14 protein-coding genes are annotated in these 13,102 nt (G+C 40.2%); 10 read left to right on the plus strand and 4 right to left on the minus strand.

From position 1 onward, the window contains the following. Nucleotides 1-711 precede the first annotated feature (711 nt). From B9T36_RS17930 to def, 3 genes are all read right to left on the minus strand, one after another. Nucleotides 712-2,757, minus strand: a complete 2,046-nt coding sequence (locus B9T36_RS17930; RefSeq protein WP_086210792.1) for a TonB-dependent copper receptor — start codon at nucleotides 2,755-2,757, stop codon at nucleotides 712-714. A gap of 72 nt (nucleotides 2,758-2,829) precedes the next feature. Then, nucleotides 2,830-3,267: a DUF2946 family protein gene (locus tag B9T36_RS17935; RefSeq protein WP_086210793.1), complete on the minus strand. Its 438-nt coding sequence runs from the start codon at nucleotides 3,265-3,267 to the stop codon at nucleotides 2,830-2,832. A gap of 84 nt (nucleotides 3,268-3,351) precedes the next feature. Beyond that, the gene (def, locus tag B9T36_RS17940; RefSeq protein ID WP_086210794.1) at nucleotides 3,352-3,882 is read right to left on the minus strand and encodes a peptide deformylase; all 531 of its coding nucleotides are present in this window, start codon (nucleotides 3,880-3,882) and stop codon (nucleotides 3,352-3,354) included. Between the two features lie 120 nt (nucleotides 3,883-4,002). Between def and B9T36_RS17945 the strand changes: the two genes are divergently transcribed. From B9T36_RS17945 to B9T36_RS17955, 3 genes are read left to right on the plus strand one after another with little or no spacing between them, the layout of a single operon-like run. Then, on the plus strand, nucleotides 4,003-5,157 hold the full coding sequence (locus B9T36_RS17945) for a LysM peptidoglycan-binding domain-containing protein (protein WP_086210795.1): 1,155 nt from the start codon (nucleotides 4,003-4,005) through the stop codon (nucleotides 5,155-5,157). 22 nt (nucleotides 5,158-5,179) lie between these two features. Further along, nucleotides 5,180-6,313: a DNA-processing protein DprA gene (gene dprA / locus B9T36_RS17950; RefSeq protein WP_086210796.1), complete on the plus strand. Its 1,134-nt coding sequence runs from the start codon at nucleotides 5,180-5,182 to the stop codon at nucleotides 6,311-6,313. 45 nt (nucleotides 6,314-6,358) lie between these two features. After that, nucleotides 6,359-6,928 (plus strand): L-threonylcarbamoyladenylate synthase, encoded by a 570-nt coding sequence (locus B9T36_RS17955; protein ID WP_086210797.1) that lies wholly within the window; start codon nucleotides 6,359-6,361, stop codon nucleotides 6,926-6,928. 395 nt (nucleotides 6,929-7,323) lie between these two features. On the opposite strand, the gene B9T36_RS17960 is transcribed toward B9T36_RS17955, so the two are convergent. Then, the gene (locus tag B9T36_RS17960; protein WP_086210798.1) at nucleotides 7,324-8,244 is read right to left on the minus strand and encodes a DMT family transporter; all 921 of its coding nucleotides are present in this window, start codon (nucleotides 8,242-8,244) and stop codon (nucleotides 7,324-7,326) included. A 335-nt stretch (nucleotides 8,245-8,579) separates the two neighbouring features. On the opposite strand from B9T36_RS17960, the gene B9T36_RS17965 reads away from it, so the two are divergent. The 7 genes from B9T36_RS17965 to B9T36_RS17995 all read left to right on the plus strand — a co-directional run bounded on the left by B9T36_RS17965 (nucleotide 8,580) and on the right by B9T36_RS17995 (nucleotide 13,064). Beyond that, nucleotides 8,580-9,134: a hypothetical protein gene (locus B9T36_RS17965; protein ID WP_086210799.1), complete on the plus strand. Its 555-nt coding sequence runs from the start codon at nucleotides 8,580-8,582 to the stop codon at nucleotides 9,132-9,134. Between the two features lie 122 nt (nucleotides 9,135-9,256). Beyond that, nucleotides 9,257-9,802, plus strand: coding sequence for a glutathione peroxidase (locus tag B9T36_RS17970; RefSeq protein ID WP_086210800.1), 546 nt, complete (start codon nucleotides 9,257-9,259; stop codon nucleotides 9,800-9,802). A 175-nt stretch (nucleotides 9,803-9,977) separates the two neighbouring features. Further along, entirely contained in the window at nucleotides 9,978-10,280 is a 303-nt protein-coding gene (locus B9T36_RS17975; RefSeq protein ID WP_086210801.1) for a hypothetical protein, read from the plus strand. Between the two features lie 62 nt (nucleotides 10,281-10,342). Further along, nucleotides 10,343-10,777: an RcnB family protein gene (locus tag B9T36_RS17980; protein ID WP_086210802.1), complete on the plus strand. Its 435-nt coding sequence runs from the start codon at nucleotides 10,343-10,345 to the stop codon at nucleotides 10,775-10,777. A gap of 152 nt (nucleotides 10,778-10,929) precedes the next feature. Further along, nucleotides 10,930-11,520 (plus strand): hypothetical protein, encoded by a 591-nt coding sequence (locus tag B9T36_RS17985; RefSeq protein ID WP_086210803.1) that lies wholly within the window; start codon nucleotides 10,930-10,932, stop codon nucleotides 11,518-11,520. 83 nt (nucleotides 11,521-11,603) lie between these two features. Continuing rightward, the gene (locus B9T36_RS17990) at nucleotides 11,604-12,047 is read left to right on the plus strand and encodes an AAA family ATPase (protein ID WP_086210804.1); all 444 of its coding nucleotides are present in this window, start codon (nucleotides 11,604-11,606) and stop codon (nucleotides 12,045-12,047) included. Nucleotides 12,048-12,128: 81 nt separating this feature from the next. Beyond that, nucleotides 12,129-13,064 (plus strand): hypothetical protein, encoded by a 936-nt coding sequence (locus B9T36_RS17995; RefSeq protein WP_086210805.1) that lies wholly within the window; start codon nucleotides 12,129-12,131, stop codon nucleotides 13,062-13,064. Nucleotides 13,065-13,102: the final 38 nt, after the last annotated feature.

A 13,102-nucleotide genomic window follows, 5' to 3' on the forward strand; every position in this document is an offset into this window, starting at 1 on the left:
TTCAGTTAAAATCATTTAGTGACTTAAGGTCACAATTCTGGCTCATCAATTTTCTGACTAAAAATTCGCTCAAATAAACTTCGAGTAATTTCTACCATCAATCAATGAAATATTTTCGATCAATCAATCAGTAAAAATCCACACAAGTTGTTCTTCATAATCTCTTAATGATCTTCTCAATGGTTCGTCACCATCAAGCTAGGTCGGCTATATTACTCTCAATCTCTTAAAAGTCAACTGGTAATTTAAATTATTTTAAACTCTCCTTCTAAAACCCAACTCAATCAATTTTAACTAAGTTGCTGTTTTATCAGAAGTTTTAATCTTCATCACCGCCGATGGATGTGCATTCTACAGCATTTCTATCCCCTTGCAACACTTATTCTGAATAAATATTTTCACATGTTTACTTTTCAAACTCACATAAATTTAAGTTGTTGTTATTTATACTAAATTTATTTTATAAATTTTAACTCATTTTCATAACCACTTAAATTCAACCCGTGCGGTATATATTTTTACACCCTAACATATTGTTTATATTATATATTTTAAAAATCAACTCAATTGCTATCTTTAAACTGCTGTTTCCTCAGCCACTTTCTGTTGAATCTTTATTCAGCATGCTGTTTTATCAAACATTTTTTAACTTACAAAGCAAAACAGCCCATCTATTTCTAGACAGGCTGTTGCGATGATTACTCTATATTTTTAGAACTTCATACTGATACGTGCCCAATAATTACGCCCTATATTGTTAAATTGTTCTGTTGCAGCATAACCAAAACCTGAACTTCCAAGTTTATTCAAATGCTCGGCATAGTTTTTATTCAGCACATTATCTATTCCGACTGAAAGGTCTAGATCTTTTTGGATATTATAAGTCCCATTTAAAGACAGCGTTCCAAAACCTTTACTGTCTTCTAAATCATATCCAATGATATTGCCTTCTCGGTAGCTAGTACGATCTTGTGCTGCAACCACACGCCATAATAAACCAAGGTTATATTTTTCTTGCACATAGCGTAGATTGAAACGTCCTTCTAATGGTGCAATTTGCGGTAAAGCGCTGTGATCCGTTGTATTTTCACCCCATGCATACATGGCACTGATGTCCGCTTGAATTTGATCCGTCAACTGGTAAGCCACACCTGCTTCAGCACCTGCAATGGTTGCATCGACATTTCGGCTTTTGGCTTCTAACTTGCCCATTGAACCTGTCGGGGTATACGCCACTAATATATAGTCTTGAATCAAACCTGCGTAAACAGAAGCCCATGATTTAAAAGCACCCTGTTCATATTGATAGCCTGCATCAAACTGCGCGGTTTTTTCATTCTCTAAATCGGCAAAGGTCGTACCTGCACTTTGATGATATTTGGTACTAAACAATTCCCAATAATCAGGCACACGCTCTACATAACCTAAACCTGCGTAAGTTTTAAGATGTTCCGCAAGCTCACTTTCAATTCGAATAAAACCACTTGGCAAAGTTTCTTTACGCTCTGTATTAGTGGCTAAATTATCAATCTTCGCTTGATCGACACGTACACCTGTTACCAGTTTATGCTGATCATTGAATGCATAACTCAGCTCGCCAAAAGCCCCATAAGACTCAAATTCCATATTGGTTTTAAAGGGAGAGTTCATACTCGGCATAGCGTACATAATCATATTGCCACCATGCTTATTACGCTGTGAGTCTATTCCTGTCATCAGGCTGACTTTGTCCCATTCAGAAGTCATTGCAGCACGCGCATTCAACGTACGACGTGTCACCTCCATCTCCATCTTATTTGGCACAGTCATACTCATGCCATTCATCGTCATAGTCGTTGTTGGTGGCGTTCTTAAACGAAAATTATCCATAACATGGTCGTTATAGCTATAGTCAACTTGTGCTTCGACCTTCTTAATCACCTCGCTGACATTTTTCTTTTGCAGATGCAAACCTAGACTTTCACGGGCAAATTTAGAGCCATCCATGCTACGTCCAGCATAAACAGCCTCACCATCACTTTTACCACCTTTTAGCTCTATCCATGTGTCTTCATTCGGAGTCCAGCCTAATGCAAGGTCTGCATTCCATTTTTCCCAATCCGAGGGAACCGTATCGCCCGCTCCATCTTGATAACTGCCTGCAATCGAACGGTTAGCATTTAAACGTGCATATTTCTTTTCATCACCAACAGCAGCTTCAATATTTTGATCTAAACGACCATAAGAGCCAAGCATGACACTGGCTTGTCCACGATAAGGTTTCGCCGAAGTGAGCTGTTCAGGTTCACGTTCAAAAATAACAGTTGCGGCTGAACCAGTATGCGCATACTGAACAGTTTGCGGCCCTTTTACGACCGTGATTTTGTCATAGCTTTCAGGAGAAACATACGACGTTGGATTATCCATACGGCTTGGGCATGCGCCTAGGTTTTCCGTACCATCGGTGAGGATTTTAATACGGGAACCAAACATACCACGGAAGGTGACATCGCCATTCGCACCGCCATTTTTGATCTGGTTAAAACCGACAATACTTTGTAGGTAGGCTGCACCGTCAACTGCAGGAATTGGCTGCGTGGGTTGCTTCGGATCGGCATGTACAATGAGACCATTGGCATCATTGCCCTGCTGAGCCGTCACCACAATCGGCGCTAAAATATGCGCACTGTCTGTCTCTGTGGCAAATACGACACTTGAAAAACAAGCAAGAGAAATCGCAGCCGCAAGAGGCTGTAAAAAGAATGTAGGCTGAGCCATTTTTATTCTCACTAAATCTATAAATACAACTAGGCTAGAGTCCGTTAAGACCCGAAAAATAAATGTCTAGGTTTATACAAATAGTGGCGGTGCTCGCCCTTGAGGCAATAAGAAAAGTTGTTGCAGCGCAAACCAAACATGCACAAAGGCTTTTTGAAATGCAACTAAACGGACTTGAATACGATCGAGTACCGATTTCAACTCTAAATCGGGCGGTAAGACTAAATTACCGTACACCGTACAGTATTGGCATTGATGACTGGCATCATGATGATTGTGTTCAGCATGTTGTGAACTGAGTTCATGCTGAGTCTGCATATCATGATGATGCGTGGAATGCTTTTCAGCATGAGAACTGAGATGTTCAACTGGCTTGAGTAAAAGCGCACGCGTAATGGTTTCACAGACCGGCGCAATTTGATATTGCGTCGGAAGCAAAGGCTGTAAAAAAACAGCAATCTGTAAAAACACGGCTACACAAGACAGTAGTAACGCAGCTCTAAAGAACAATCCATTCCACCTAAGTTGAGGACGTGCGAAGTATATAACAAAGCCCAATCAAAATTGGGCTTTGTTTATGAAATTTAGGAAAAATTAACGTTTTACGGCTACTTTGTCTTTTTGACGTTGACGCGTGATTTTTTCCACTTTTTCCCGTGCACGTTGACGCTTCAGCGGCGACAGATAATCGACAAATAATTTGCCATTTAAGTGATCCATTTCATGTTGAATGCAAACAGCGAGAAGTCCGTCAGCTTCGACCTCAAATGCTTGACCTTCAAGGTTAATTGCTTCGATCTTTACACGTGACGGACGCGCAACTTTATCGTATATTTGAGGAACTGATAGACAGCCTTCTTCATAGGGCTGTGTTTCTTCGGTCAATGGGGTGACTTTGGGGTTAATGAATACCAAAGGTTGGTCTTTATGTTCAGACAAGTCCATGACAATTAACTGAATATGACGATCAACTTGTGTCGCGGCAAGTCCAATGCCTGGCGCTTCATACATGGTTTCAAACATATCTGTAGCCAGCTGACGAATTTCATCAGTAACTTCTTCGACGGGTTCTGCAATGGTACGAAGACGGGGATCAGGAAAACTTAAAATAGGTAATAAGGCCATACTGCGTCCTCAATTATGCCATTGATCAAAAAACCAAATGAAGGGAATGCTTGATCAAAAAAATGTGTGTAATATCGTTATTATAACGCAACTACATACATAATTTTAGGAATTATGATAATGAAAAAGGTTTTTATGGGCATGCCATCTTTTAGTGCCTTGGGGTTTAAGCAACACATACTAGCTCTTGCCATTTGTGTAAGCGTTGGAGCAAGCGTTATTTCTACAGCACATGCAGCACCTGCTCGAAATACCAATCCACCTGCTCTAAAAGCCAATGCACCGAATGTTTATGTGGTGAAAAAAGGCGATACCTTGTGGGATATTTCTAAACGTTTTCTCAATAATCCTGTCCGCTGGCCTGAAATTTGGGCAAGTAATAAACATGTTAAAAACCCGCACTGGATTTTCCCAGGTGACCGCTTGCTGATGTGTACCTATGAAGGTCGCCCAATCATTGGCAAAGACGAAGGTGATGGCTGTGAAGGGATTATTCGTCGTTATGCAGGTGGCACCAAACTTCAACCACAAGCTCGCGTTGAATCATTAAACAATGCAATTCCAGTGATTCCACTTGAATATATTAAGAACTGGCTAGAACACAGTACTATTCTGCCTGAAGAATCATTAAAAGATACACCATATATTGTCGGTGCTGCAGATCAACGAGTCATTGCAGGTAAAGGCCAAACTGTTTATGCACGTGGTCAAGGCATTCAAGTCGGTCAGCGCTACGCGATTTACCGTGAAGGCGAACCGTATATTGTGACGGATGCAGAAGGTAAAAAACAAAATCTAGGTTTAGAGTTGACTCAGGTTGGTTCAGCCATTGCCATCCGTGGTGAAAATGACATGTCAACTTTAGAAATTACAGACTCATATAATTCTGAAGTCCGTCGTGGTTATCGTGTCCTACCTGAATATGATGCCATGCTTCCAACCTTGTTCTACCCAACACATGCACAAGATGTGACTGGTGGCGGTCAAGTGATTCGTGTTCAAGGTTCGATTGGTTTGGCAGCGAAGCATTCAGTTGTAACCATTGACCGTGGCACAATGGATGGCGTTCAATCAGGCTATGTGTTCGCGGTCAGCCAAAAGGGTCAAGAAATTCGTGATCCGAAGACCAATGAAAAACTCACTCTTCCAACTGAGCGTATTGGCAACATCATGGTATTCAAAACCTTTGACCGCGTTAGTTATGCTTATGTACTCGACAGTGAGTTACCAATGAACTTGGGCGCTCATATTTATCCATCGGTTGTGGATGAATAATCCGTTGCTTTAAGGTACATATATGCTGAACTCATTATCACATGAACAGATTGCAACAATCACCCTGTGGTATTTAGTTCAGCATTCTTTATCGAGCTTTCAAAAATTACAACTTCATTTTGGCTCAAGCAGTGAAGCCGTCGCTCCAGCTCATCTCAATACTTGGTCCAAACTCGGTTTGCACAAAAGCCACCTGCAACGTGTAGCAGAGCTACAAACGCCTGCTGGACAAAACAGATTGCAAAGTGTACTGCATAACATCCAAACCAGTTGTGATTTTATCTTGCTAGAAACCGAAAGCAATTACCCCTCTCAGTTACTCCCTTATGCAGATCGGCCGCCAGTCTTGTTTGGTCAGGGTAATCTACAAAACTTAATGCAAGCTCAAGTTGCTATCGTCGGTAGTCGTAAGCCGAGCCCCCAAGGTAAGCAAATCGCGTATGACTTTGCTTATTACTTGGCAGAAAAAGGCTTTTACATTACCAGTGGCTTAGCTGAGGGCATTGATGCTGCGGCGCATCAGGGTGGATTAAAACATCAACGTACAATTGCGGTGATAGGTACAGGCTTAGATCTCACTTACCCCTCCCAACATCAAACGCTCCGCACACAAATATTAGAAAATAATGGCTGCATTATTACAGAGTTTCTGCCCAGCACCCCACCTTTACAGCGTAATTTTCCACGGCGGAATCGTATCGTCAGTGCACTGAGTCTAGGGGTTGTCATTGCAGAAGCAGCCTTAAAAAGTGGCTCTCTAGGAACCGCACAAAGAGCCGCAGAGCAAGGAAAAACCATTTTTGCCATTCCAGGGCATATTTACAGTGAACACCATCAAGGTTGCCATCAATTGATTCGTGAAGGAGCTATTTTGGTTGATCATCCTGAACAGGTCATTGAAGATTTAGCGCTCCCTACCCAGTGGCATAGCCAATCTCAAGCAAATGGACTGCATGAAAATGCAGATCTTGAAATTCCCCCCGATTTACTTGAGCTCTATAATCAACTGGATTGGGTTGGACAGAATATGGATCAGCTCAATTTTAAACTTGGGGTGGATATTGCCACACTCACCAGTCAATTGATGGAACTGGAAATTTTGGGACTTGCACAACAACAGGCTGGAAATTATCTGCGTTGCCGTTCTCACCAATAAAGTTCACAATAGTCCCTCTTTCCCCAATAAAAGGTACCACGTGTAATGATTACCACCTCTGTGACTGAAGCGGCACAATGTTTAAAACATGGTCAAGTTTTAGCATATCCAACAGAAGCAGTATGGGGTTTAGGCTGTGATCCTTATAACGAACAGGCATTTTTGGACATTCTACGGATTAAACAGCGTCCTATAGAAAAAGGCGTCATTTTACTGGCCGGGCAAATTTCTCAAGTTGAACCGCTTTTAGAACATCTAGATCCTACTATTCGCCAGCAAGTTATTGATAGCTGGAGTCATCGTAGTCCATCTGAACGTGCAACCACATGGCTCTTGCCTGCAAATGAACATATTCCGACATGGATTAAAGGCAATCATCCTAAAGTTGCGGTTCGCGTCACCACACATCCCATTTGCGTTGCCCTGTGCAATGCTTTTCAGGGCTTTATTGTTTCCACCAGTGCCAATCCTGCTGGACTCGATCCTGCACGCTCATTACAAGATGCAAGCCAATATTTTGCCCAACAGGTGAGTTATCTAAATGGTGACTTAGGGCTAAGCCAAGAACCAAGTCGCATACTTGATGCAGAAACCGGTGAAGTGGTTCGTGCCTAAAAATAGGCTTCTTATCAAAATTTATAGGAAAAATAGACAAAAAAAAGCTCAGCCATATAGGGATGGCTGAGCATAAAAAAGGATGTGTAATCACATCCAGAGGGTCTGAAAACCGTTGAGCAAAAGCAAATGCACTGTTTAAAAGCATCATCGTTTCGCAGTGCGCGTATTATGTAGCAAAATGTAACTTCTAACAAATAGATTTTTTGTATTAATCATGCGTCTAAAAGCATGATTAATCTGAATAATTGAAAGATAATTAAAATTATCTGTCTATTTTTAATGATTTTTTAGGCATATTAAAGAACATGGTTAATCTAAAAATACTATTACAAACAAAAAAATGAATGAATTATTCTATTCAAAATACATCTGTTTGTACATTTTTCAACCTTTTAATCTAAATGACCCGTCAAAGTAGAAACCTTTTGTAGCGTTTTTCGCTGTGCGAGTAAAATACCCAAGATGATCACAATACCACCAACAGTATGATAGACCGTCCACGCTTCTTTTAACCAGAAAAATGCAATTACTGCAGTAAAAACAGGCATCAAGTTCATAAAAATGCTGGTTCGGTTTGGCCCTAAACGCGTAATTGCAAGCATCCAAACCATCGGTGCCACCAATGAAGGAAAGATGCTGGCATATAGTACACTCGCTGCATTTTGACTATTGATTGAATCCAGTCCGAAATATGCAATAAATGGTAAATGATAAAGCAGCGCAAAAAAGATTTGGACATAAAGGCTCAACATGAGTGGAATCTGTAATTGCCATTTCTTTAAAAACACGCCATAAAAGGCATAGAAAAAGACAGCAACCACCATCAAGACATCACCAAAGTGTCCGCCAGACTGAACTAAGCCCGCCAGATTGCCCTGCCCAATGATATAGACCAAACCAGCAAAAGAGAGAATACTGCCAATAATCGCAAAGCGATTTGGAATATCTTTTAAAATCAACAATGAAACAAAAATGGTAAAGATCGGAATAAAGGCATTAATCAGCCCCATATTAGTCGCAGTGGTATAATGGGCAGCCGTATAAGCTAAGCCCTGATACAACACTAAACCAAATGCGCTCAATACCGCGAGTTGCCAAATATGTCCTCGGATCAATACCCATTTACGACATAAAGGAATGAGTGCAAAAGGAGTTAAAAGGATAAAAGCAAAGAACCAACGATAAAAGCTAATACTCACGGGTGAAATAAAATCTGCCACATAACGCGTGACCACAATATTGATTGACCAAATCAGTACAGCAATGATGGGTAAACTCAAAGCCCAATACATTCGTTGTTGTGTAGTACTCATGCCTAATCCAGTTCAACTTTTGTATGCAAAATTTAGATGAATGTTAAAGCATTTTTTCAGTTTATTCGAATATCATTTGGGTATTCAACATAATTGATACATTTATTTTTTAGATTTAAAATCAATAAAAAACAAAGTATTAGCGTTAATCATAAGTGCAAAACAGATTACAGTCATCACTTTCTACATTCCAACTCTACAAAAACACCATAGAACGCATTCGGCCATCTCTGCATCTTATTTATAGCGTATGAGAAACGCATTTTGAATAGATTTGTCATTGCACTGCGACTTTGGCAGATACCAAGCATATTTCCCGATAGAAGGATGTTCTTATGAAAAAGTTACTTTTAACCACAGTCTGTTTGGCCACGCTATCTTTGGCCGCATGTGAAAAGAAAGGAACTGAACCAGCCGTTGAACAAACAACGTCTGCATCTGAAACAACCTCCACCGAGGCAACCACCGTCGTTGCTAATCATAGCAATAATAACATTGCTGATATTCAAGCCGATTTATTGGCCGTAGAAACCTTATCAAATGCAAAAGCACAGGAAGCCACAGCATTCCAAAAAGAAGTTGCAGCAGTTGTCGAAAAGAAAGATTCGACACAACTTAAAGCAGTGCTTGAAAAAACAGAAACCTATGTCAAACAATTTAATGATGAGCTTGACGCTTTAACTTTAAAAAGTACTGAGGTGGATGCCTTACGTAAAAAAATGCAGGATGCCAATAACCTTGGCATTGAGCTGACTAAAGAGAGTATTGAAACAAAGCCAGATAGCGCAAAAATTACCGAGCTTCAAAACAAAGCCATGGAACTACAGAAAACCATCATGGCTGATGTCACGGCTTTAGAAGCCAAAGTCAAAGCAGCTCACGCTCCTTAACCTTAAAGCAAAACATTAAAGCAAGCTTCGGCTTGCTTTTTGTTGTGATGAGACATCAAATTGACGTGACTTTGGCGAACGCTTACAACACAATAAAATAGACTTTATATAAGGACACTCAAATGAGCACTTCGATTTATAACATTCCAGTCAAAACCATTCAGGGTGAAAACATCAACCTAAACCAGTACCAAGGTAAAGTGCTACTGGTGGTGAATGTTGCATCTAAATGTGGACTGACACCACAATACGAAGGTTTAGAAAAACTCTACCAAGACAAAAAATCTCAAGGTCTAGAAATTTTAGGCTTCCCTGCTAATGATTTCTTAGCACAAGAGCCTGGTTCAGATACTGAAATTCAAGAATTTTGCTCACTCAATTACCAAGTTGATTTTCCACTCTTCTCAAAAATCTCAGTTGCAGGCGATGACAAACATCCGCTATACCAAACTCTGACCCAAGCCATTCCTGAACGTATTGGAGAAGGTCCATGGTGGAAAGACTTAGTTGACTACGGTTTAACACCAAATGAACCACCTGAGGTACTGTGGAACTTTGAAAAATTCTTAATCAATAAAAATGGAGAAGTGGTTGCGCGCTTCGCACCCGATATTACAGCCAATGATCCTCGTATCGTCGATGCAATCAATGCTGAACTATTAAAGTAAAAACAGCTCATATGCTCAGAAAGTGAGATTCTTACTTTCTGACCTACTTTTCATTCGTCTCCTTTATTCCTCCACAGTTTTAAACTTTATACAACATAAAATCCAAATTAACTCGAACACTTACTGTTGTAATAGCAACATCAGAACAAGACAGATATGAATTGAAAGGTCGATTATGAAACATTTGGTGCAAGCAGTTATTCTCTCATTATCCACAGCATTAGTCGCTGCACCTGTTTTTGCAGCACAAGCAGAACAGCAACCTGCTAAAACTCAAGCAGCAACTCAACAGCACGTACATAAAGCAGCTGACGCAAGTAAGCCAGTAGCTGTAAAAAAGCAATCTAAGACACCAACACCAGCTGTACAAAAGAAAAAAGAAACACCTAAAAAGGCAACAAGCAAGAAAGTTACACCTCAGAACCACACACAACCGCAACACAAAACTGGCGAAAAAAAACCAGTTAAAGCTGCGTAATATTGCATTATTGCCCCTGTAACTTACGCCATCAACGCATACAATATTTAAAAAGGTCAATTATGAATCGTTTAATTAAAGCTGTAATTTTTTCATTCTCAACTGCATTAGTTGCTGCTCCTGCATTTGCTGCTCCACAAGATCAACGTAACAACGCAGAGCATGCAACACAAAATCACAATGATGCGCCAAATCACAATGATGCACATAAAGATGCATCTAACCATCATGCTGACGAGCATAAACCTGCTCCACAAGCTGCACAGCAACCAGGTCAACAAAAACCAAACCACGATAAAGCGCCAAGACCATCAGCATCTTGGAAGCCAGGCAATCCCGTACCAACTCAATACCGTGGTCAAGGCTACAAAGTCGACCATAAAAAGTTTAAAAAATTGAGCAAACCAGGTAAAAACCAACAATGGATTAAAGTGAATGGCGACTATGTACTGACAGACATTCGTACACATGCCATTATCAAAATTATTGCAGGTTAAGTTATCTGCTGATATCGAATCAGAAGAAAGAGTGCCACGGCACTCTTTTTTTTAGCTTCTCAAATAGTTTTGTTATGACTTTGAAACACTCTATTTTATCTGCACATTTTGCCTCTATATTAAAAATAGATAGCCGCAATATTGATTTGATGATGAAAAAATTTTTACAAAACTTAATTCTCCCTTTTGCTTTGTTTAGTGCGGGCATTTTGCTGATTGGCTGTGAACAAGCAGCCGAACCAAACCAGCAAAATATTCAAACTGAAAACGCTGATCAGAGCTCAACAGCACATGTGCAAAACACTGAAAAACCTGAACTCAAAACAGGGAGCATGCTGTATATCGTCCGTGATGTAGCAGATCTGCAATTAAAAGCAGGAGAATATGTCACCCAGCTTCAAGAAACCCAAAACGATCTACAAACCGCAATTGATCAGCACGATCAACAACAATTGCAACAGGCAGCCTCTGCCTTACAAAAACAATTGACTGGGTTTAATGCTGCTTTGAACAGCCTTAACCTCAAAACTCAAGAAATTAACGATATTCGTAATACTTTACTCTCCGCGAACCAACAAGTTTTGGTTTCACCATTTTTAAATGGACAAGTGGATTTCAGCCAAGTGGATTTTAAAAAAATTCAACAACAAATGGGCACAATCCAATCCGAAATGCTGAAACTGGCTTCTATGATGATTCCTCAACAAGCGGACAACGATGCGGCAGCTGAAAAGCAGTCTTAAATTATTTTAAGTCTTGCGACTTTAACAATAAGGGGAGAAAATTATTCAAAGGCTTTCTCGCACAGCGAGTATTTAAATCACATATGCAACTGATTATTTTTATGGGCATCCAAGCTTCAGGAAAATCGAGCTATTATCTGCTAAATTTGGCCCATAGCCATTTACGCATCAACCTCGACATGCTGAAAACAAGGCATCGTGAAAAGATCATGTTTGAAGCAGGACTGGCCTCAAAAACCAAAATGGTGATTGATAATACCAACCCAACCATCGCTGACCGAGCCCGCTATATTCAAAGGGCAAAGGACGCAGGCTTCGAGATCATTGGCTATTGTTTCGAAACTGAACTCAGTAGTGCTCTACAACGTAATCGCTTACGCGAAGGCAAAGCTTGCATTCCCGATGTCGGTGTTCGTGCCACTTATAAAAAATTTGAGCAGCCACAACATGCTGAGGGCTTTAATGCTTTATATAAAGTTAATATTCTAGGTCATGGGGAGTTTTCCATTTCTCCCATACATACTTAATAGTTTGATGAAAAAATATTAACTATTTCTCATTTTTGAGCTAACATCTACAAATAATAAACACAGAAAAACATTTCTATAATGAAAAAAGTCATTCTTGTGGTGGTCTGTTTAGCAATCATGGTTTTTGGCGTGATGCATTTTGTAATGCCTGAAAAAACGACACCACATTTGACCCATTTTTTCTCTAAAGAGTACAAAGAAACCCAACGCACTCAAGATTGGTTGAAATACAAACAGCAACAACAATTACTTTTGGTCGATGTGCTAATCCCTGTCAGCCCCAAACAGCAAGGCGCCTATGCTGAGTATATCAAACAGAAAATTGAGCTTAATCAGCAAAATATTCAGCGTATCAAGTTAAATCATTATCAAAGTAAAGGCTTTAAAGAACTACAGCAATTAGAAATACATGCGCTAGAGCAATGGAATGACCTGTTCCAGACACATATTGTCGATGCCTTTGTCGATCAACAATATTTCTCTGAAATTCCCGCAGAAGAATATCAACAGATCAACACAGAAGCGCGTTACGCCTTACAGCAGCAGGAAATTTTGGTCTTAGAACATTTACAGCAACTGCTACAACAGAATAATCCTTATGTCTCGGACATAGACCATGCTCTACTCAGTGACTGGGTTTATTACCAACAGATGCAACATGAAATTCACCCCGTGATATCTGAATGGCTAAAAACCGAAACAGATACACCACACCGAAGCCGTCAAGATGCGATGCAAGACTTAAGGCTTTATAAGCGGTTTAACCCAAATACCGATGAATATAAGTACATCATGTCACTTGAAACACAGCTTTGGCATGCTGAACATCCATCCTCTAACTTGGTCGCAGAACAGCCAAGTGCTATCTCTGAACTAGAAATAGACCAAGACATCATCATTCCTCAAGAGAAGCCACAGATCGACCAAATCAAACAACTCATCCAGCAACAGCAGGATGCTGTAAGCCAGATGCTACTCCATCAGCTCAGTCAGGCCTTTCTTAAAAAGAATTAAGCCCACCCACCATAATAGAAAATAAATTTAGCTTACTG

It is taken from the genome of Acinetobacter sp. ANC 4204 (genome assembly GCF_002135205.1).
GTDB lineage: Bacteria > Pseudomonadota > Gammaproteobacteria > Pseudomonadales > Moraxellaceae > Acinetobacter.

Excerpts from the sequence above, each read along its gene's own strand:
- dprA (WP_086210796.1), top strand. The coding sequence starts at position 5,180 with ATGCTGAACTCATTATCACATGAACAGATTGCAACAATCACCCTGTGG.
- B9T36_RS17965 (WP_086210799.1), top strand. The coding sequence starts at position 8,580 with ATGAAAAAGTTACTTTTAACCACAGTCTGTTTGGCCACGCTATCTTTG.
- B9T36_RS17980 (WP_086210802.1), top strand. The coding sequence starts at position 10,343 with ATGAATCGTTTAATTAAAGCTGTAATTTTTTCATTCTCAACTGCATTA.
- B9T36_RS17955 (WP_086210797.1), top strand. The coding sequence starts at position 6,359 with ATGATTACCACCTCTGTGACTGAAGCGGCACAATGTTTAAAACATGGT.
- B9T36_RS17930 (WP_086210792.1), bottom strand. The coding sequence starts at position 2,757 with ATGGCTCAGCCTACATTCTTTTTACAGCCTCTTGCGGCTGCGATTTCT.
- B9T36_RS17960 (WP_086210798.1), bottom strand. The coding sequence starts at position 8,244 with ATGAGTACTACACAACAACGAATGTATTGGGCTTTGAGTTTACCCATC.
- B9T36_RS17985 (WP_086210803.1), top strand. The coding sequence starts at position 10,930 with ATGAAAAAATTTTTACAAAACTTAATTCTCCCTTTTGCTTTGTTTAGT.
- def (WP_086210794.1), bottom strand. The coding sequence starts at position 3,882 with ATGGCCTTATTACCTATTTTAAGTTTTCCTGATCCCCGTCTTCGTACC.
- B9T36_RS17945 (WP_086210795.1), top strand. The coding sequence starts at position 4,003 with ATGAAAAAGGTTTTTATGGGCATGCCATCTTTTAGTGCCTTGGGGTTT.
- B9T36_RS17970 (WP_086210800.1), top strand. The coding sequence starts at position 9,257 with ATGAGCACTTCGATTTATAACATTCCAGTCAAAACCATTCAGGGTGAA.
- B9T36_RS17975 (WP_086210801.1), top strand. The coding sequence starts at position 9,978 with ATGAAACATTTGGTGCAAGCAGTTATTCTCTCATTATCCACAGCATTA.
- B9T36_RS17990 (WP_086210804.1), top strand. The coding sequence starts at position 11,604 with ATGCAACTGATTATTTTTATGGGCATCCAAGCTTCAGGAAAATCGAGC.
- B9T36_RS17995 (WP_086210805.1), top strand. The coding sequence starts at position 12,129 with ATGAAAAAAGTCATTCTTGTGGTGGTCTGTTTAGCAATCATGGTTTTT.